This window comes from Pseudomonas sp. VEM90 (assembly GCF_054611535.1).
The window spans coordinates 110,746-131,078 of sequence record NZ_JBTRAR010000015.1; the positions used below are offsets into that span (position 1 = coordinate 110,746).

At 62.6% G+C, this 20,333-nt stretch carries 17 protein-coding genes and 1 tRNA gene; 13 read left to right on the top strand and 5 right to left on the bottom strand.

The features are described from left to right. Positions 1–24: 24 nt before the first annotated feature. From tcyJ to ACYCCG_RS15975, 9 genes are all read left to right on the top strand, one after another. The gene (tcyJ, locus tag ACYCCG_RS15935; protein ID WP_209968772.1) at positions 25–819 is read left to right on the top strand and encodes a cystine ABC transporter substrate-binding protein; all 795 of its coding nucleotides are present in this window, start codon (positions 25–27) and stop codon (positions 817–819) included. Further along, positions 816–1,484 carry a cystine ABC transporter permease gene (tcyL, locus tag ACYCCG_RS15940; protein WP_176685264.1) on the top strand — a complete coding sequence of 223 codons (669 nt, stop codon included), beginning with the start codon at positions 816–818 and terminating at the stop codon, positions 1,482–1,484. The genes tcyJ and tcyL overlap by 4 nt, the downstream gene beginning before the upstream one ends. 2 nt (positions 1,485–1,486) lie before the next feature. Then, positions 1,487–2,245 (top strand): L-cystine ABC transporter ATP-binding protein TcyN, encoded by a 759-nt coding sequence (gene tcyN / locus ACYCCG_RS15945; protein ID WP_459671092.1) that lies wholly within the window; start codon positions 1,487–1,489, stop codon positions 2,243–2,245. 317 nt (positions 2,246–2,562) lie between these two features. Next, positions 2,563–3,804, top strand: a complete 1,242-nt coding sequence (locus ACYCCG_RS15950) for an SfnB family sulfur acquisition oxidoreductase (protein WP_339443439.1) — start codon at positions 2,563–2,565, stop codon at positions 3,802–3,804. 141 nt (positions 3,805–3,945) lie between these two features. Then, positions 3,946–5,127 carry an SfnB family sulfur acquisition oxidoreductase gene (locus ACYCCG_RS15955; protein ID WP_459671095.1) on the top strand — a complete coding sequence of 394 codons (1,182 nt, stop codon included), beginning with the start codon at positions 3,946–3,948 and terminating at the stop codon, positions 5,125–5,127. Further along, entirely contained in the window at positions 5,127–6,512 is a 1,386-nt protein-coding gene (locus tag ACYCCG_RS15960; RefSeq protein ID WP_339443437.1) for an LLM class flavin-dependent oxidoreductase, read from the top strand. The genes ACYCCG_RS15955 and ACYCCG_RS15960 overlap by 1 nt, the downstream gene beginning before the upstream one ends. Beyond that, a complete protein-coding gene (locus tag ACYCCG_RS15965; protein WP_459671097.1) occupies positions 6,505–7,305 on the top strand; it encodes a MetQ/NlpA family ABC transporter substrate-binding protein in 801 nt (266 codons plus the stop codon). The genes ACYCCG_RS15960 and ACYCCG_RS15965 overlap by 8 nt, the downstream gene beginning before the upstream one ends. A 1-nt stretch (position 7,306) precedes the next feature. Continuing rightward, on the top strand, positions 7,307–8,416 hold the full coding sequence (locus ACYCCG_RS15970) for a methionine ABC transporter ATP-binding protein (RefSeq protein WP_459671099.1): 1,110 nt from the start codon (positions 7,307–7,309) through the stop codon (positions 8,414–8,416). Beyond that, complete coding sequence (locus ACYCCG_RS15975) at positions 8,406–9,050, top strand: methionine ABC transporter permease (protein WP_252461681.1); 645 nt, start codon at positions 8,406–8,408, stop codon at positions 9,048–9,050. Before ACYCCG_RS15970 ends, ACYCCG_RS15975 begins: the two co-directional genes overlap by 11 nt. A 27-nt stretch (positions 9,051–9,077) precedes the next feature. Here ACYCCG_RS15975 and dibA read toward each other — a convergent pair whose 3' ends face one another. Next, positions 9,078–10,973, bottom strand: a complete 1,896-nt coding sequence (gene dibA, locus ACYCCG_RS15980) for a phosphodiesterase DibA (RefSeq protein WP_339443434.1) — start codon at positions 10,971–10,973, stop codon at positions 9,078–9,080. A 146-nt stretch (positions 10,974–11,119) separates the two neighbouring features. On the opposite strand from dibA, the gene desA reads away from it, so the two are divergent. Together desA and ACYCCG_RS15990 are read left to right on the top strand one after the other, a co-directional pair. Next, entirely contained in the window at positions 11,120–12,304 is a 1,185-nt protein-coding gene (gene desA, locus ACYCCG_RS15985; RefSeq protein WP_339443433.1) for a delta-9 fatty acid desaturase DesA, read from the top strand. Between the two features lie 141 nt (positions 12,305–12,445). Beyond that, the gene (locus ACYCCG_RS15990) at positions 12,446–13,432 is read left to right on the top strand and encodes a GGDEF domain-containing protein (protein ID WP_459671102.1); all 987 of its coding nucleotides are present in this window, start codon (positions 12,446–12,448) and stop codon (positions 13,430–13,432) included. 143 nt (positions 13,433–13,575) lie between these two features. Here ACYCCG_RS15990 and ACYCCG_RS15995 read toward each other — a convergent pair whose 3' ends face one another. The 4 genes from ACYCCG_RS15995 to ACYCCG_RS16010 form a co-directional block, all read right to left on the bottom strand. Then, positions 13,576–14,835: an HDOD domain-containing protein gene (locus tag ACYCCG_RS15995; RefSeq protein ID WP_392460620.1), complete on the bottom strand. Its 1,260-nt coding sequence runs from the start codon at positions 14,833–14,835 to the stop codon at positions 13,576–13,578. Positions 14,836–14,973: 138 nt separating this feature from the next. Then, positions 14,974–16,251 (bottom strand): 4-aminobutyrate--2-oxoglutarate transaminase, encoded by a 1,278-nt coding sequence (gabT, locus tag ACYCCG_RS16000; protein WP_110744842.1) that lies wholly within the window; start codon positions 16,249–16,251, stop codon positions 14,974–14,976. A gap of 182 nt (positions 16,252–16,433) precedes the next feature. After that, positions 16,434–17,876 (bottom strand): NADP-dependent succinate-semialdehyde dehydrogenase, encoded by a 1,443-nt coding sequence (gene gabD / locus ACYCCG_RS16005; protein WP_176685274.1) that lies wholly within the window; start codon positions 17,874–17,876, stop codon positions 16,434–16,436. Positions 17,877–18,095: 219 nt separating this feature from the next. Next, entirely contained in the window at positions 18,096–18,314 is a 219-nt protein-coding gene (locus ACYCCG_RS16010) for an aryl-sulfate sulfotransferase (protein WP_401101924.1), read from the bottom strand. A gap of 30 nt (positions 18,315–18,344) precedes the next feature. Here ACYCCG_RS16010 and ACYCCG_RS16015 point away from each other — a divergent pair. Together ACYCCG_RS16015 and ACYCCG_RS16020 are read left to right on the top strand one after the other, a co-directional pair. Continuing rightward, a tRNA-Arg gene (locus ACYCCG_RS16015) sits at positions 18,345–18,421 on the top strand. Positions 18,422–18,583: 162 nt separating this feature from the next. Continuing rightward, positions 18,584–20,314, top strand: a complete 1,731-nt coding sequence (locus ACYCCG_RS16020) for a dipeptidase (protein WP_209968806.1) — start codon at positions 18,584–18,586, stop codon at positions 20,312–20,314. The last annotated feature ends 19 nt before the right edge of the window (positions 20,315–20,333 follow it).

Consider the following 20,333-nt stretch of genomic DNA (forward strand, 5'->3'; position numbering starts at 1 on the left):
AGACAACACGCGCGGGGCTCTGAAATGTCGAAATTCGCCAAACCGCTACTCAACGCCAGCCTGGCCCTCCTGCTGGGTGCCGGCCTGCTCAGCCAGGCGTTCGCCGGCGAGCAATTGAAGACCATCCAGGAAAAAGGCGTCATCAACGTCGGCCTAGAGGGCACCTACCCGCCATTCAGCTTCCAGGACGAAAACGGCAAACTGACCGGCTTCGAAGTGGAGCTGTCCGAGCTGCTGGCCAAGGAGCTGGGGGTCAAGGCCAAGATCCAGCCGACCAAGTGGGACGGCATCCTTGCCGCGCTGGAATCCAAGCGCCTGGATGTGGTGGTCAATCAGGTGACCATTTCCGAAGAGCGCAAGAAAAAGTACGACTTCTCCGAGCCCTACACTATCTCCGGCATCCAGGCGCTGATCCTGAAGAAGAAGGCCGAGCAGCTGAACATCAAGGGCGCGCAGGACCTGGCCGGCAAAAAGGTCGGCGTAGGCCTTGGCACCAACTACGAGCAGTGGGTGAAAAAGGACGTACCGCAAGCCGATGTGCGCACCTATGAAGACGACCCAAGCAAGTTCGCCGACCTGCGCAACGGCCGTATCGACGCCATTCTGATCGACCGCCTGGCCGCGCTGGAATACGCGCAAAAAGCCAAGGACACCCAGCTTGCCGGCGATGCCTTCTCGCGCCTGGAAAGCGGCGTGGCCATGCGCAAGGGTGAGCCGGAACTGTTGGCAGCCATCAACAAGGCCATCGACAAGCTCAAAGCTGATGGCACGCTGGCCAAGCTGTCCGAGAAGTACTTCGGTGCCGATGTCACCAAATGATTGCTGAAAGCCTGCAACTCGTTATCGACTCCGCACCCTTCCTGCTGAAGGGCGCGGGTTATACAGTGCTGCTCAGTGTCGGCGGCATGTTCTTCGGCCTGGTGCTGGGCTTTGCCCTGGCACTGATGCGGCTGTCGAAGATTCTGCCGCTGAACTGGCTGGCGCGGGTATACGTGTCGTTCTTCCGCGGCACGCCGCTGCTGGTGCAGCTGTTCGTGATCTATTTCGGCATGCCGCAAATCGGCATCGAGCTGGACCCGATCCCCGCTTCACTGATCGGCCTGTCGCTGAACATGGCGGCCTACATCTGCGAGATCCTGCGCGCAGCGATTTCCTCGATCGACCGCGGCCAGTGGGAAGCAGCCGCCAGCATCGGCATGACTCGCGTGCAAGCCATGCGCCGGGCGATCCTGCCACAGGCCCTGCGCACCGCGTTGCCACCGCTGGGCAACAGCTTCATCTCGCTGGTAAAGGACACCGCCCTGGCGGCAACCATCCAGGTGCCCGAGCTGTTCCGCCAAGCCCAGCTGATTACCGCGCGCACGTTCGAAGTGTTCACCATGTACGTGGCGGTCGCGGTCATCTATTGGGTGCTGTGCAGCATCCTTGCGCACTTCCAGAACCGCATGGAAGCGCGGGTCAACCAGCATGACCAGGAGCATTGAGCATGATTGAAGTGAAAGGCCTGACCAAGCGGTTCAAGGGCCAGACCGTGCTCAACGGTATCGACCTGACCGTGCAGCCCGGTGAAGTGGTGGCCATCATCGGCCCCAGTGGCTCGGGTAAAACCACCTTCCTGCGCTGCCTGAACCTGCTGGAAACTCCCGATGCCGGGCAGATCCAGATCGGCGCCATCAGTATCGATGCCAACCGCCCTTTGGGCGGGCAGCAGAGTGCGATTCGCCGTTTGCGCCAGCAGGCCGGGTTCGTGTTCCAGAACTTCAACCTGTTCCCCCACCGCACCGCCCTGGAGAACGTGATCGAGGGGCCGGTGGTCGTCAAGAAGACGCCTCGCGAGCAGGCCATCGAGCTTGGCCGGCGCCTGCTGGCCAAAGTCGGCCTGGCGGGCAAGGAAGACGCCTACCCACGGCGCCTGTCCGGCGGCCAGCAGCAACGGGTGGCCATCGCCCGTGCCCTGGCCATGGAGCCGGAGGTAATCCTGTTCGACGAACCGACCTCGGCGCTGGACCCGGAGCTGGTCGGTGAAGTATTGGCGACCATCCGCGGCCTGGCCGAGGAAAAGCGCACCATGATCATCGTCACACACGAGATGAGCTTTGCCCGGGATGTGGCGAACCGGGTGATCTTCTTCGACAAGGGCGTGATCGTGGAGCAGGGCGAGGCCAAGGTCCTGTTTGCGGCGCCTAAGGAAGAGCGTACGCGGCAGTTCCTGCGCAAGTTCCTCGGGACTGCTGCCTCCGAGTAGACCTGTCCCGGCCCTTTCGCGGGTAAACCCGCTCCTACAGTGACTGCACAGATCTTGAGGCATGGGTAGGAGCGGGTTTACCCGCGAAGACGCCGGCACGCCCATAACAAATCCCCCTTCTATACATATTCCAAAGAGTTAGTTCATAAAATTTTTATAAATCATTAGGGTATATAAACCGGACCACCGGACCAACACACATCTGTCGCAATCAACTGCAGCGACATCATTATTTTTGTGAGGTCAGGAATGGTCAGGATCACGATCACCCCAGTGCGTAACGCCAGGGCATTGAGTGCAGCCAAGGAGCGGCACTGATGCCCAGCCAAGCCAACACCCAATTCCATAGCGATCTGGACAGCTCGCCCCCGCTGCTGCCGGCCAAGGTACTGCGCAACGACGCCGAAGCCCTGCAAGCCGCCCGCGAACTGGCCAAGGTCGCCCGCGAACACGCTGCCCGCCGCGACCAGCAACGCAAACTGCCCTGGGCCGAAATCGAACTGTTTACCCGCAGCGGACTGGGCAGCATCAGCGTACCCAAGGCCTACGGTGGCGCCGACGTGTCGTTCGAAACCGTCGCCGAAGTGTTCCGCCTGATCAGCGCCGCCGACCCCGCCTTGGGGCAGATCCCGCAGAACCAGTTCGGCATGCTGCAGCTGCTGCGCCTGACGGCCAGCGAGGCGCAGCAAGCGCTGATCTTCCGCAGCGTGCTCGACGGCTGGCGCATCGGCAATGCCGGGCCTGAGCGTGACACCAAGGACACCCTCACCCTCAAGGCCCGAATCACGCGCGCCGGAAACAGCTACCGCATAAGTGGCGAGAAGTTCTACTCCACCGGTGCCTTGTTCGCCCATTGGGTGACGGTAAAAGCCCTCGACGACGAAGGCCGCCAGCGCCTGGCATTCGTGCGCCGAAGGAGCCCGGGGTTGCGCATTGTCGATGACTGGTCCGGGTTCGGCCAGCGCACCACCGCCAGCGGTACCGTGCTGCTGGACCAGGTGCCGGTAGACGCGGAACTGGTGATCGACAACTGGCGCCAGCGCGATATCCCCAACATTCAGGGCGCCGCTTCGCAGCTGATCCAGGCAGCGATCGACGCCGGCATCGCCGAAGCAGCTATCGATGATGCGATCACGTTCGTGCGCGAAAAGTCCCGGCCGTGGATTGACGCCAACGTCGACCGTGCCAGTGACGACCCTTATGTAATTGCCGACATCGGCCGCCTGAAACTCGAGCAGCACGCCGCCGAAGCGCTGCTGCGCAAAGCTGCTCGGGTACTCGACGAGGTCAATGCTGCGCCTATCGACGCAGCCAGCGCGGCACGTGCCTCGATTGCGGTGGCGGAGGCCAAGGTGCTGACCACCGAGATTGCCCTGCAGGCCAGCGAAAAGCTGTTCGAGCTGGCCGGCAGCCGCGCCACCCTTGCCGAGTTCAACCTCGACCGCCACTGGCGCAATGCCCGGGTGCACACCCTGCACGACCCGGTGCGCTGGAAGTACCACGCGGTGGGCGCTTACCACCTTAACGGCACCCTGCCTGCACGGCATTCCTGGATCTGATTTGCTGCCTTTGGGGTTGCTGCGCAGCCCTTCGCGGGCTTGCCCGCTGCCACAGGATTGCCACCGCCTGAACTGGCATCACTTTACCTGTGGGAGCGGGCAAGCCGGCGAAGGACCGCGAAGCGGCCCCCGGAGAACTCCATGACAATCGCTATCATCACCAGCGACGCCCAAGCCCTGGCCGTCGCCGAAGACATCGCCCAGCAACTGCGCCGCGACAGCGCCTTGCGCGACCGCGAGCGCCGCCTGCCGCTCGCCGAACTCGAGCTGTTCACCCGTTCCGGCCTGTGGGCCATCAGCGTGCCCAAAGCCTTCGGCGGTGCCGGCGTGTCCAACGTCACCCTGGCCAAGGTCATCGCCCGTATCGCGCAGGCCGACGGTTCGCTCGGGCAGATTCCGCAGAATCATTTCTACGGTCTGGAAGTGCTGCGGGTAAACGGCCGCCCCGAACAGCAACGGCGCCTGTACGCCGAGGTACTGGCCGGCCGCCGTTTCGGCAATGCCCTGGCCGAGCTGGGCACCAAGACCGCCCACGAGCGAACCACCCGTCTGAACCGAGACGGCGACGGTTTCCGCATCAACGGGCGCAAGTTCTATTCCACAGGCGCCATCTATGCCCAGCGCATTCCAACCTCAGTCGTGGATGAGCAAGGCATACAGCAGTTGGCCTTTGTCCCGGCCAACAGCCAGGGGCTGCAGGTGATCGACGACTGGAGCGGCTTCGGCCAGCGCACCACCGGCAGCGGTTCGGTGGTGTTCGATAACGTGTACGTCAGCGCAGCCGACGTGGTGCCGTTCCAGAGCGCCTTCGAGCGCCCCACCCCGGTCGGCCCGCTGGCGCAGATCCTCCATGCCGCCATCGACACCGGCATTGCCCGCGCCGCCTATGAAGACGCCCTGCACTTCGTGCGCACCCGCAGCCGTCCGTGGGTCGACTCCGGCCTGGACAAGGCCAGGGATGACCCGCTGACGCTGAAAAGCTTCGGCCATCTGGCGATCCGCTTGCACGCGGCCGAAGCCCTGCTGGAGCGCGCAGGCGACTACCTCGACCGCGCCCGCGACGACAGCACTGCCGACAACGTGGCCGCCGCCTCCATTGCCGTGGCCGAAGCACGCGCCATCAGCACCGAAATTTCCCTCACCGCCGGTACCACCCTGTTCGAACTGGGCGGCAGCCAGGCAACATTGGCCGAACACAACCTCGACCGCCACTGGCGCAACGCTCGCGTGCACACCCTGCACGACCCGGTGCGCTGGAAGTACCACGCCATCGGCAACTACTACCTCAACGATGCCAACCCGCCACGCCGGGGGACCATCTGATGACCAAGCAGATTCTGCTCAATGCCTTCAACATGAACTGCGTCGGGCACATCAACCACGGCCTGTGGACCCACCCACGGGACACTTCGACCCAGTACAAGACCCTGGACTACTGGACCAACCTGGCACGCCTGCTGGAGCGCGGTCTGTTCGACGGGCTTTTCATTGCCGACATCGTCGGTACCTACGACATCTACGGCCAGTCACTGGACGTCACCCTCAAGGAGTCGATCCAGCTGCCAGTCAACGACCCGCTGCTGCTGGTCTCCGCCATGGCTGCAGTCACTCGCCACCTGGGTTTCGGCCTTACCGCCAACCTCACCTACGAGGCGCCGTACCTGTTCGCCCGGCGACTTTCCACACTCGACCACCTGAGCAATGGCCGAGTGGGCTGGAACATCGTCACCGGCTACCTCGACAGCGCCGCCCGGGCCATGGGCCTGGCGCAGCAACCGGCGCATGATCGCCGCTACGACCAGGCCGATGAATACCTGCAGGTGTTGTACAAGCTGCTGGAAGGCAGCTGGGCCGATGACGCAGTGGTCGCCGACCGCCAGCATCGCGTCTATGCCACGCCCGACAAGGTGCGCAAGGTTCAGCACCTGGGCGAGTTCTACAAGGTCGAAGGCTACCACCTGTGCGAGCCCTCCCCGCAGCGCACCCCGGTGCTGTTCCAGGCCGGCAGCTCGCAGCGTGGCTTGGCCTTCGCCGGCAACCATGCCGAATGCGTGTTTATCAGTGGCCAAGACAAGGCGGCCACCCGCGCCCAGGTCGACAAGGTTCGCGCGGCCGCCCAGGCCGCTGGCCGCAACCCGAAGGCGGTCAAGGTGTTCATGGGCATCACGGTGATTGTTGCGGCCACCGAGCAGCAGGCCCAGGCCAAACACACCGAATACCTGCGTCACGCCAGCGCCGAAGCAGGCGTCGCGCACTTCGCCGCGTCCACGGGCATCGACTTCGCCGCCTATGAATTGGACCAACCCATTGCCTTCAGTCAGGGCAACGCCATCCAGTCAGCCACGCGCCAGTTGCAAGACAGCGCCTGGACCCGCCGGCGCCTGCTGCAGCAGCACGCCTTGGGCGGCCGCTACGTAACCCTGGTCGGCGCACCTGAACAGGTGGCCAAGCAGTTGATCGCGTGGATCGATGAAACCGGCCTGGACGGTTTCAACCTGACCCGCACCGTCACCCCGGAGAGCTTCGAGGACTTCATCGAGCTGGTCATCCCGCAACTTCAGCAGCGTGGCCGCTACAAGACGGCCTACACCGAAGGCACCCTGCGCGAAAAGCTGTTCCAGGCCGACCACCCGCATTTGCCCGCCGACCACCCTGGCTCGGCTTACCGCTTTACCCCTGCCCCGACTGGAGCCCTGCACCATGCTTGAGAAACTGTTCCGGCCCGTCGCGGCCATGGCCACCACCCTCGGCCTGTGCGCCGGAGCCCTTGCTGCCGAACCGTTGAAGATCGGTACCACCTCGGCCTTTGCCATTCCGCTGGAAGCCGCAGTGGAGGAAGCCCACATGCGAGGCCTGGAAGTGAAGCTGATCGAGTTCAGCGACTGGATTGCGCCCAATGTCAGCCTCAACAGCGGCGACATCGACGTGAACTACTTCCAGCACATCCCGTTCCTGGAAAACGCCAAGGCTGCTGCAGGCTTCGACCTCGTGCCTTACGCCCCGGGCATCATCAACAACGTTGGCCTGTACTCGAAAAAGTACAAAAGCTTTGCCGAGCTGCCCGAAGGCGCCAGCGTGGCCATCGCCAACGACCCGATCAACAGCGGCCGTGGCCTGCTGCTGCTGGCCAAGGCCGGGTTGATCACCCTGAAGCCAGGCGTGGGCTACAAGGCCACCGAGGATGACATCGTCGCCAACCCTAAAAAGCTGAAGATCCTTCAGGTCGAGGCGGTGCAACTGGTACGTGCCTACGACGACGCCGACCTGGTGCAGGGTTACCCGGCCTACATCCGCCTGGCCAATACCTTCGATGCCACCTCGGCGTTGCTGTTCGACGGGCTGGAAAACAAGGAGTACGTGATCCAGTTCGTCATTCGCCCGCAAAGCAAGGACGATCCACGCCTGGCCAAGTTCGTCGACATCTACCAGCATTCACCAGCGGTACGCGCTGCGCTGGACAACGCTCACGGCAAGCTCTACCAAGCCGGCTGGGAAGGCTGACATGAGCCAGGCCAGCGCGCTCGGCGCGCCTACACCACAAGCACTGCCGCCAACGGCCACGGAGCAGGCCCTGCGCCCCGAGGTCAATGAAGCCCATGTGCGTTTCATAGGCCTGGGCAAGACCTACCCGGGCCAGGCGCAACCGGCCTTGCAAGGCATCGACCTGAACATCCGCCATGGCGAGATTTTCGGCATCATCGGCCGCAGCGGCGCCGGCAAATCATCGCTGCTGCGCACCATCAACCGCCTGGAGCAACCCAGCCAGGGCCGCGTGCTGATCGACCAGGTGGATATCGCGCCTTTCGATAAGGACCACCTTGTGGCCCTGCGCCGGCGCATCGGCATGATCTTCCAGCATTTCAACCTGATGTCGGCCAAGACTGTGTGGCAGAACGTCGAACTGCCTTTGAAGGTGGCCGGCGTGGCCAAGCCCGAGCGCCGGCGCAAGGTGCGCGAGTTGCTGGAACTGGTCGGCCTGCAGGAAAAACATCACGTGTACCCGGCGCAACTGTCCGGCGGACAGAAACAGCGCGTGGGCATTGCCCGGGCACTGGTGCACACCCCCGAGATCCTGCTGTGCGACGAGGCCACCTCGGCGCTGGACCCGGAAACCACCGCCTCGATCCTGGAGCTGCTGCGCGATATCAACCAGCGCCTGGGCCTGACCATCGTGCTGATCACCCACGAAATGGCGGTGATTCGCGACATCTGCCACCGGGTAGTGGTGCTGGAACGCGGCGCAGTGGTCGAGCAGGGCGAGGTCTGGCGGGTGTTTGGTTCACCCCGTCATGAGGTCACCCGCACCCTGCTCGCCCCTTTGCAGGCCAAGCTACCCGCCGCACTGCAAGCCAGCCTCCAGGCCAGCGCGGCGAGCCGCAACAGCGCCGTAGTGCTGAAACTGACTGTGCTCGGTGAACCAGAGCTGTCTGCCCTGTTCACCGACCTCGGCGGGCGTGTGCGTCTGCTGCAGGGCAGCGTGGAAACCATCGGCGAACAGGCTTTGGGGCAACTCATCCTCTCGGTGCAACATTCGCCGCACGCCCCCCATCAATTGCAGGAACGTGCCCGCCGTTGGGCCGAAGACGTGGAGGTACTGGGCCATGTGGTTTGATCGCCTGCTGGAAGGCTTGCTCGATACGCTGCTGATGGTTGGGGTTTCGTCACTGATCGCCCTGCTGGCGGGTGTACCCATGGCGGTGCTGCTGGTCACCAGCGACAAGGGCGGGATCTTCGAGGCGCCGCTGCTGAACCGGGTGCTGGGCGCCTTCGTCAACCTGTTCCGCTCGATTCCGTTTCTGATCCTGATGGTTGCGCTGATTCCTTTCACCCGCTTGGTCGTGGGGACCACTTATGGCGTGTGGGCGGCCGTGGTGCCGCTGACCATTGCCGCCACACCGTTCTTTGCGCGGATTGCCGAGGTGAGCCTGCGTGAAGTCGATCATGGTCTGGTGGAAGCCGCACAGGCCATGGGCTGCCGGCGCAGGCACATCGTCTGGCATGTACTGTTGCCCGAGGCGCTGCCGGGGATCGTCGGGGGCTTCACCATTACCTTGGTGACCTTGATCAACTCGTCGGCGATGGCCGGGGCGATTGGTGCAGGCGGGCTGGGGGATATCGCCTATCGGTATGGCTACCAGCGTTTCGATAGCCAGATCATGCTGACCGTGATCGCCATGCTGGTAGCGTTAGTGGCGTTGATCCAGTTGGGCGGGGACCGCCTGGCGAAGGGTTTGAACAAGCGTTGAGGTCTGGGGCTGCTTTGCAGCCCGCTCTCAATCCCAGCGAAGATCCTCAGCCGGCACTGGCCGCCCGAACCAGTACCCTTGACCCAACTGGCACGCCTCCTGCAACAGGAAGGTGGCCTGTTCCGCCTGCTCGATGCCCTCGGCATGCACCTGCATACCCATGCTACGGGCCAAGGCAATGATCACCCGCACAATTGCGATGTCATCCTCATCCAGTGGCAACCCAGCTACAAACCCTTGGTCGATTTTCAACTTCTGCACCGGCAAACGCTTGAGCCGCAGCAGTGACGAATACCCGGTACCAAAGTCGTCGATGGCCAGGGTCACCCCCAGCTCGCGCAAGCGGTGCAGTTGCTCCAGTGCCACTTCAGCGTCTTCCATTACCGCGCTCTCGGTCACTTCCAGCTCCAGCAAGGCCGGGGCCAGGCCGGTGTCGTGCAGCACTTCGGCTACCTGTTGATACAGTTCGTGCTGGCCAAACAGGCGGCTGGAGATGTTCACCCCCACAAATGCCAGCTGCCGGCCTTCAGCCTGCCACTGCACCATTTGCCGGCAGGCCTGGCGCAGCACCCAGGTATCGATCTCGGCAATCAGGCCGGTGCGTTCGGCAATCGGGATGAACTCACCCGGCGGTACCAGGCCACGCCTGGGGTGCTGCCAGCGCACCAGCGTCTCGACCCCGACCTGTCGGCCTGATGCCAGGTCGTGTACCGGCTGGAAGTACACCCGCAGTTCATCCTGCTCCAGGGCCCGACGCAATTCAGCGGCGGTCTCGACCCGATGCTGTGCATGGGCGGTCAGCTCTTCGGTGTACAGGGCATAGCAGGCCCGCCCGTTGCTTTTGGCCTTGTACAACGCCGAGTCGGCATTGCGCAGTAACTGCTCGGCACCCAAGGCATCGCTGGGGTACAGGCTGATTCCGACGCTGGCGCTGATGAACAGGCGATTGCCCTCGAACTGAAACGGCTCACGCATGCGCTCGATGATGCACTGCGCCAGCTTGCCCGCCTGGCCGACCTGTTGGCAGTTCTCGGCCAGCACGCCGAACTCGTCGCCGCCCAGGCGCGCCAGGGTCATGCCGTTACCCAACACCTCGCCCAGACGCTCGCCCACCAGCTTCAACAACTGGTCGCCAATGGTATGGCCCAGGCCGTCGTTTATGCTCTGGAAATGATCCAGGTCCAGCAGCAACAAGGCGCAACCGCGCTTGTTGGCCTGCGCCGCCGCCAATGCCTGCTCTACCCGGTCGGTAAACAGCAAGCGGTTGGGCAGGCCGGTCAGCGGGTCGTGGTGGGCCAGGTAGGCAAGTTCCTGTTCCGAATGCTTGATGGCGCTGATGTCACTGAACACCGCCACGTAATGACTGAGCTCACCTTCGTCATCGCGAATGGCGCAAATAGTCTGCCACTGCGGGTAGATTTCACCGCTTTTGCGCCGGTTCCAGATTTCACCGCTCCACTCGCCCTTCTCGGCCAGGGTGGCGAAAACCTGCTGGTAGAAGGCCAGGCCATGGTGGCCGGACTTGAACTTGCTCGGGCGCTGGCCGATGACCTCATCCTGCTGGTAGCCGGTGATGCGCATGAAGGCACGATTGACGTGCACGATCAGGCCCTGGCGGTCGGTCACCAGCACACCTTCGAGGGTACTGTCGAACACTGCGGCAGCCATGCGCAGCCGTTCACGGTCTTCACAACGCAAACGCGCGCCATGGCCGATGAAATTGAGCAGCCGCACGCGCGACACGTAGATCAGCACGGCACTGAGCAGCACCCAGACCACCACGTTGATCTGCCGCCCCACGGTCAGTGCCAAGGGGTCGTCAGTCATGCTGTGCAGCATCACCTCCGCCAGCGCAAGCCAGAGGATCGAGAGCACCACATACAGCGCAGCCATGCGCAAGGCGTCGCGAACGGAAACAGACATGTCGGGTGGGAAAGGCCATCAAAAAGGAGTGGGCATTATAAAGGCTGAAACATGTCGTGACCTCCTATCTCAACGGTTGACTGGTTTTATTTCCCCGCCAAGGGATAATCAGCCCTTCCCCCTGCATTTCGAGGGTATTTGCACCTATGTGGTATAACGGCCTGCTCGACCTGTCGGCTTGGCAACTGGTCGGCATCACTCTGTTGATGACCCACGTGACCATTGTCAGCGTCACGGTCTACCTGCATCGCTACTCCGCGCACCGGGCCCTGGAGCTCAACGGCGCGCTCAAGCACTTCTTCCGCTTCTGGCTGTGGCTGACCACGGCGCAGAACACCCGCGAGTGGACCGCCGTCCACCGCAAGCACCACGCCAAGTGCGAAACCCCCGACGACCCTCACAGCCCGGTGTACAAGGGCCTGGGCACAGTGCTGCGCAAAGGTGCCGAGCTGTACCGTGAAGAGGCGCGCAACCGCGAAACCCTGCGCATTTATGGCAAGAACTGCCCGGATGACTGGATCGAGCGCAACTTGTACTCGCGTTACAAACTGGGCGGTATCGCACTGATGGCGGTGATCGACCTGCTGCTGTTCGGCACCATAGGCATCACCATATGGGCGGTGCAGATGATGTGGATTCCGTTCTGGGCCGCCGGTGTGGTCAACGGCCTGGGCCATGCCCTGGGCTATCGCAACTTCGAATGCCGCGACGCTGCCACCAACCTGGTGCCATGGGGCATCGTCATCGGCGGAGAAGAACTGCACAACAACCACCACACCTACCCCAACTCGGCCAAGCTCTCGGTCAAACGCTGGGAGTTCGACATGGGCTGGGCGTGGATCCGCCTGTTCTGCCTGCTGCGTCTGGCCAAGGTGCAGCGCGTGGCGCCCATCGCCCACCGGGTGGCCGGCAAGGCCAGCCTGGACATGGACACCGCCATGGCCATCCTCAACAACCGCTTCCAGATCATGGCCCAGTACCGCAAGCTGGTGATCGGTCCGCTGGTGAAACAGGAACTGGCCCGCGTCGACGCCTCGGTGCGTCACCGCTTCCGCCGTGCCAAACGGCTGCTCTCGCGCGAAACCAGCCTGCTGGAAGATCGCCACCACGTGCGCATCGAGTCCATGCTCGCGCACAGCCAGGCACTGAAAACCATCTACGAAAAGCGCCTGGCCCTGCAGCAGATCTGGGCGCGCACCAGCGCCAACGGCCACGACATGCTGGCGGCCATGAAAGACTGGGTACACGAGGCCGAAACCAGCGGCATCCAGGCACTGCGTGACTTCGCAGCACAACTCAAGACTTACTCGCTGCGCCCGACCGGCGCCTGACCGCCGTTGATCGGCACGCCTCTCAGCGGGGCGTGCCGTTCGGAACTTAGCCCCCACCTCTCCACTCGAATCTGGAATATCGCCTGCGTGGCGGGCCGGACGCTGGCCGCACGCCTTCACGTTGAGACCTGCTCCGTGCACATGGCCAAGAACATTCCAACGATATTTCCCGGTACCCCTCCTCCCGAAGCCGCCCAGACCTTGCTGGCCTTATTCCACGCCCAAGGCGAGGTTGCCCGCCTGAGCGAGCGCGATCAGCTGTTCAGCTCGTTGCTCGACAGCGTCAATGCAGTGCTCTGGGCCTTCGACTGGGAAACCCGTCAGGTGCTGTACGTGAGCCCAGCCTACGAGCGCATCTTCGGCCGCCCGGTCAGCCTGGTGCTGGCTGACTACAACGAATGGCGTGACAGCATCTACCCCGACGACCTTGAGTTCGCCGAACGTAGCCTGGCCCAGGTCCTGCTCAAGGGTGCGGTGGAAGACCGCGAGTACCGCATCCTCAATGCCGACGGGCAAATACGCTGGCTGAGCGACAAGTGCTACGTCAACCAGCAGCACGATAGCGACCGGGTAATCATTGTCGGTATCGCCGAAGACATCACCGAGAAGAAGCAGCTTGAAGGCGAACTGCAGCGCCTGGCCACCACCGACGTGCTGACCCAAAGCAGTAACCGCAGGCACTTCTTCGAATGTGCTCAGCAAGCCTTCGACAGTGCTCGCGAGGACGGTACACCGCTGGCTTTCCTGCTGCTGGATATCGACGACTTCAAACGCATCAATGACAGCTATGGCCACCAGGAAGGCGACCAGGTGCTGCAACACATCGCCGACAGCGGCAAGGCCGTACTACGCCGGGGCGACCTGTTCGGGCGCATTGGCGGCGAAGAATTTGCGGCGGTTTTTCCGGGCTGCAACGCCCGGGTCGCGGAGCAGATCGCCGAGCGCTTGCAGCGACAGATTCAGCACTTGAGCTTCAGCCATGGGCAGCAGACGTACGGGGTGACTGTGAGCCAGGGGCTGACCGGGCTGACCGATGAGGATGTGACACTGGACAGCCTGTATGCGCGGGCCGATGCGGCAATGTACAGGGCCAAGCGCCAGGGCAAGAACCAGATAGTCCGCGGCTGATCAGGCGGCACGGAGTAGGGCACCGGCTTTGGCCGGTATTCGCGGGCTCGCCCGCTCCCACAGAAACCGCACATTCCGCGGCCCGGCGCCACACCCGTGGGAGCGGGCAAGCCCGCGAAGGGCCGCAATGCGGCCCCGGAATCTCAGCTGGAAACCTCGGCCTCAGCCGCTGGCGGTTCTTCCTGCGGCTTTACTTCCGGGCTCTCCACCTTGCGCAGCCGGCTCAGCTCCGGCAGGCCAAGCTTGAGCAGGCGCGCCGTCTTGCCGCTGGCCACCTTCTCCAGCCCCTGCCCGGCCGGCAGCCGCGACAACTGCCCAGCCAGGTTCATGGCCAGGATCTCCAGCGAGTAAACTCCACCACCCAACTGGTAGATCGCAGCGATCAACTCGCGCAGTGCCAGCGGCAAACGCCAGCGAGTGCGCAGCGCCGAGCCGAACGCCGCACCAAACTCCTCCAGCGATTGCTGCACATTGCGCTCGTCCAGATCTCCCCCGGCCAACCGCCACTCTTGCAGGCAGCGCAACACCGCCAGGTCGCCCAGGCAATGCAGCAAGCCCGCGCAATAACAACGCCCCTCGTCCAGCTCGAGCATGCGCGCCAAGGTGCGGCCATATTCGGCAGTGTGCAGTGACAGGTCCCAGTAACGGGTCGCGTGCTCCGCCAACAGCGGGTCACTGAGGCGTGCGCTGCGCTTGAGAGTCATACCCAGGATCAGGTTCATGCTTTGGGTACTGCCAAGCTTGTTCAGGGCCTGCAGCAACGTCTGCACCGGGGCTTCACGGTGCAATGCCGCACTATTGGCGGCAGCGATCAGCACCGCCGTGACTTGCGGGTCGTTAGACACCTCCTCTTCGAGCACCCTGAGGTTCAGGCCCTGGGGGTTGAGCGCTCGATTGATCGCTACCTGCACATCGGCCAGCAGCGGCCCGCCATCGGCGCTGGCGCGGCGCTGCTCAAGGTAGGCTGGCAGGCTGGCCCCCGCCTGCAACGCCGGTACCGGGCAGGCAACCTCCTCGCCAACGCCCAGCAGTAACTCTTCCAGGCGCTTACGCAGGTTATCCAGGTTCAACGGTTTGCTCAGGTAAGCAGTGGGGTGCAAGGGCAGCGCTTCGCGCACACTGGCGCTGTCATTGCGGTTACTCATGAGAATGAACGGCACCCCTGGCCCTTTGGCGCGTACCTCGCGCAGCAGGTCGAGGCCATCGACACCGGCCAGCTCGCGGGCGGCGATGATCAGGTCAGGCTTGCTGGACAAGGCACTGAACGCCTGCGAGCCGTCAGCGCAAACCTGCAGGCGGGCGTCACAGCGCACGCTGAGCAGCATCTCGCTGAGCATGTCCCGTACCCAAGGATCGCCTTCGACAATCAGTACGTTTGGTGGGGCGGGGGCTGCAGCGCTCATCGCCAACTACTCCTGAATACCCTGACACACAGTCCGTCGCAGCTTCCAAAGCCAGTCCTTCGATAACCATAGCGCCACATGGCTTTGCTGGGCATAAAAAAAACCCGCCTGGGCGGGTTTTTTCTGAAGCACGTCACATCAGGCGATTTCAGCGAAGCACTCTTCGATGATGGCCAGGCCTTTGTCCAGCAGCGCGTCTTCGGCGGTCAGTGGAACCAGGATACGCAGGACGTTGCCGTAGGTGCCGCAAGACAGCAGGATCAGACCCTTTTCGCGAGCCTTGGCGACAACCTGGCCAACAGCAGCAGCATTCGGGGTGTGAGTGCCTTTCTCGAAGACTTCGACGGCAATCATCGAGCCCAGACCACGGACGTCGCCGATGATCGGGTGCTTCTTCTGGATTTCGCGCAGGCCAGCGGTCAGGCGCTCACCCACAGCCTTGCTGCGGTCCAGCAGTTTTTCCTCTTCGAACACTTCGATCACGGCCAGGGCCGCGGCGCAAGCGATCGGCGAGCCGGCGTAGGTGCCGCCCAGGCCGCCTGGAGCGATGGCGTCCATGTACTCGGCCTTGCCGCACACACCGGCCAGCGGGAAGCCGCCAGCAATGGATTTGGCGAAGGTGGTCAGATCAGGCGCAACGCCCATCTGTTCCATGGCGAAGAAGGTGCCGGTACGGCCAGCGCCAGTTTGTACTTCGTCGGCAATCAGCAGGATACCGTGCTGGTCGCACAGGGCGCGCAGGCGTTTCATCAGCTCTTTCGGCGCAGGCAGGAAGCCACCTTCGCCTTGTACTGGCTCGAGGATGATCGCGGCGATGTCGCGCGGCTCGGCATCGTTCTTGAAGATGCGCTCGACCGAGGCAATGGCGTCGTCAACGCTGATACCGTGCAGTTCGCTCGGGAACAGGGCGCGGAAGATGCCGCCTGGCATCAGGCCCATGCCAGCGGAGTACGGCACGACCTTGCCGGTCAGGCCCAGGGTCATCATGGTACGGCCGTGATAACCGCCGGTGAAGGCGATGACGCCAGCGCGGCCAGTGGCAGCACGAGCGATCTTGACGGCGTTTTCAACGGCTTCGGAGCCGGTGGTGACCAGCAGGGTCTTCTTGTCGAAGTCGCCTGGGACCAGCTTGTTGATCTTTTCGCACAGCTCTACGTAGGGTTCGTAAGCCAGCACCTGGAAGCAGGTGTGGCTGACCTTGGTCAGCTGCTCTTGCACGGCTGCAACCACTTTCGGGTGCAGGTGGCCGGTGTTCAGTACTGCGATGCCGCCGGCGAAGTCGATCAGTTCGCGGCCTTCAACGTCGATCACGGTCGAGTTCTTCGCGGTGTCGACGAAGATCGGGTGGATCTGGCCGACGCCACGTGGGACGGCAGCTACACGACGTTGCATCAAGGATTCGTTGGTTTTGCTCATAATGCCCTCATTGCGCCGTCAGGAATGGCGCTTTTATTCGGGGGTGGCTGGGAGTGCTCGCGAACAGTATTCGTTGATCGACTGTCGTGAACGCCCTGGCCACCAGGTACTGCAATGTAAAAAAGGCCAGCGAGACGTCGCTCTCGCGCCCCGCTGGCAGAGGTAAAGCCTTTACCGTGCGATCAGACGCTGATGCACAGGTATTTGATTTCGAGGTAGTCCTCGATACCGTACTTGGAACCTTCGCGGCCCAGGCCCGAAGCCTTGATACCACCGAACGGCGCCACTTCGTTGGAGATCAGGCCGGTGTTGATACCCACCATGCCGTATTCCAGGGCTTCGGCGACACGGAACACACGGCTCATGTCACGGGCGTAGAAGTACGAGGCCAGGCCGAACTCGGTGTCGTTGGACATGGCGATGACTTCGGCTTCATCTTTGAAGCGGAACAGCGGTGCCAGTGGGCCGAACGTCTCTTCCTTGGCGACAGCAGCGGTCTTCGGTACGTCAACCAGGATGGTCGGCTCGAAGAAGTTGCCTTCGATCAGCTTGCCACCGGACAGCACCTTGGCACCTTTGCTGACAGCGTCCTCGATGTGCTCCTGGACCTTGGCGACAGCCTTGCCGTCGATCAGCGGGCCAGTGGTGGTGCCGTCTTCCAGGCCGTTACCGATCTTCAGCTTGGCAACTGCAGCGGCCAGCTTCTCGGCGAACGCGTCGTAGACGCCGTCCTGCACGTAGATACGGTTGGCGCAAACGCAAGTCTGGCCGTTGTTACGGTACTTGGAGATGATCGCGCCCTCGACCGCCTTGTCCAGGTCGGCGTCGTCAAACACGATGAACGGGGCGTTGCCACCCAGCTCCAGGGAAACTTTCTTGATGTCCTTGGCGCATTCTTCCATCAGCTGGCGACCGATTTCGGTCGAGCCGGTGAAGGACAGCTTGCGTACCAGGGAGTTGCCAGTCAGCTCGCCGCCCACTTCGCCGGCGCTGCCGGTAACCACACTCAGCACGCCAGCCGGGATGCCGGCACGGTGGGCCAGCTCGACCAGGGCCAGAGCGGAGTAAGGGGTTTGCGAAGCCGGCTTGAGCACCATGGTGCAGCCAGCGGCCAGGGCCGGGCCGGCTTTACGGGTGATCATGGCGGCCGGGAAGTTCCACGGAGTGATGGCCGCGGTAACGCCGATTGGCTGCTTGATGACAATCAGGCGCTTGTCTGGCTGGTGGCCCGGGATGGTGTCACCGTAGATGCGCTTGGCTTCTTCGGCGAACCACTCGATGAACGAGGCGGCGTAGGCGATTTCGCCCTTGGCTTCGGCCAGCGGCTTGCCCTGTTCGGTGGTCATCAGGCGAGCCAGGTCGTCCTGGTTCTCGATCATCAGTTCGAACCAGCGACGCAGCTTGGCCGAGCGCTCTTTCGCAGTCAGGGCGCGCCAGGCCGGCAGGGCTTTGTCGGCGGCTTCGATGGCACGGCGAGTTTCCGCGGTGCCCATCTTCGGCACGGTACCGATGACTTCGCCGGTGGCCGGGTTGGTCACCTTGATGGTCTGGCCGTTGTCCGCATCCAGCCACTCACCATTGATATAGGCTTGCTGGCGGAACAACTGAGCGTCTTTGAGCTGCATGTCGGCTTCCCGAATTGTTGATTGTTGAAAAGCGCCCAAGGCAGGGCATCGAGCGTTTGAAATCTCAAACGAATGCTAAGCGGCTGCTGGGGTGTTGGACAATAGGCTGTTCGAAAAAAAGAACGAATGGTTGAACAGCCCATCTGAAATCGCCCGCAGAATGGCCGCTAAAGGGTAGACGATGCTGCGGCTGGACGCGGGGCGAAGCCAAAGTTCGTTTCACTGCCTGTCACGGCCAATCTTCAACACACCTTGATGGCGGGCTGAAACGATGATGCTGTCGCCATCGGCAGCGTAGTCGACGGCATTGACGCGGGTCCAGTTACGGCCGGTTCCACCCTGGCCGACAGTTTGATCAGTATTGTCGTGTATCCGCCCCCGGGGATCTGCACAGCCAACACGGTAAAAACAGCTACAGATCAAGGCGATGGACGTCAACGATACAGATGGGTATCATGCGTGCGCGTTGCACTCGTAGCTCAGCTGGATAGAGTACTGCCCTCCGAAGGCAGGGGTCGTGGGTTCGAATCCCGCCGAGTGCGCCATATCAAGAAAGCCCTGGGCCTGAGCCCGGGGCTTTTTCGTTTGTGCGCCATGTCACCTTTCTGGTACTCCCGTGCCACGGGTCATTGATGTTAGCGTGGGCGTCTTCCCGTTCTCCGAACGGGTAACCCATAACAATGATTGGCGAAGGAATGCGCACAACCATGCACCTGAGAAAACTCACCGCCACCACCCTGTTGCTGGCCAGCATCGGCCTGTTCACCCAGCCTGCCCAGGCCAACCTCACCCAACAGCAGTCCGCAGCTATCGTCAAAGCCTTCGACGGCAGCGACCCAAGCGACTTCAAGCAATTCCTCGGCAAGCTCAAAGGCAGCGACCTGGGCAAGACCGACAACCTCGAGGCAACCGTCGACGCCTACCTGGCCAACAAGCCATTGGCCGCCGGGCAACAAGACGAGATCAACCGCCTGCTCGGCCTGTATACCCGCATCAAGTATGGCAAGGCCGCTACCGAAACCCTGCGTGAACTGGTAGCCATCCCCACCTTCAACGTCGAGGGTACTCCGCAGTACGAAAACCCTGAATTCCTCAAGATCGCCGACAGGATCAAGGCCTTGGCCGACAGCTTCGGCCTGGCCTTCCGTAACATCGACAACCGGGTGTACGAGATCTCGCTGGGCAGCGGGAAGGAAGTGATCGGCATCCATGCCCACGCTGACGTAGTGCCGGTCAACCCGGACAACTGGAAGCTGGCCGATGGTACGCGCCTGGACCCGTTCAAGGTCACCCTGGTGGGTGACCGCATGTACGGCCGCGGCACTGAGGACGACAAGAACGGCATCGTGGTGGCGATGTACGCGCTGAAAGTGGCCAAGGACGAAAACCTGCCGCTCGCCCGGCAGTTCAAGCTGCTGATCGACACCACCGAAGAAACCAGCGGTGATGCCATTCCCTACTACTTCGAGCGCAACCCTACGCCCGATTACAACCTGGCCCTCGACGGCGGCTACCCGGTAGTGATTGCCGAGAAAGGCTACGGCACGGTCATGGCCAGCTTCAACAAGCGCCCGGCCAGCGGCAAGGGTGCCGAGATCGTCAACCTGACCGGTGGCCTGGCGACCAACCAGATCCCGACAACTTCGGTAGCGACCCTGATTTCTGACAACCCGGCACAGCTGGCCAAGCACCTGCAGCAAGCCGGCGCCAGATATGTGAAGCAGCATGGAGGCGACTTCAGCATCGACGCCAAGGCCGACGGCAAGCAAGTCTTGCTCACCGTGACCGGTGTTTCCGCACACTCTTCGGAGCCGGAATCCGGCATCAACCCGGTGGCGCGTATGCTCGACTTCATCAATGGCCTCGGCCAGCAGGTGTCGCTCAAGCACAACCACTTTACCGACGCTGCCCGCTATGCCGCCGACAACTGGGGCCTGGACTACCTGGGCAACAAGCTCGGCGTGGCCTTCAAGGACCCGTTCATGGGCCCGCTGACCACTTCGCTGACCTTTGTCGGGGTGGATGACAAAGGCTTGAAGCTGGCGGTAAACCTGCGCATTCCCAAGGGGAAGCCGATCGCCACGATCAAAGACGAACTGGCCGACAAACTGGGCAAATGGACCCGGCAAAGCAACACCTCGGTGGCGTTCGATTACAGCCTGGACGAACCGATGTACCGTAACCCTGAAGGCGAATGGGTCCAGGCCCTGCTCGCCGTGGCCACCGAGAACCTGGGTATGAAGCATGAGTTCGGTACCTCGGCCGGCGCGACTTCGGTGCACGATCTTCCCAACGGTGTGCAATTTGGCCTGGCGATGCCGGACGTGAAGTACACCGGGCACAACGACAACGAGTTCAAGACCGTGGAACAGTTCATGCTGGACCTGCAGATAGTGAGCGAGATGGTGGCGCGGATCGGGCAGATGCCGAAGCTTTGATGGGCAGTACGGCCTCTTC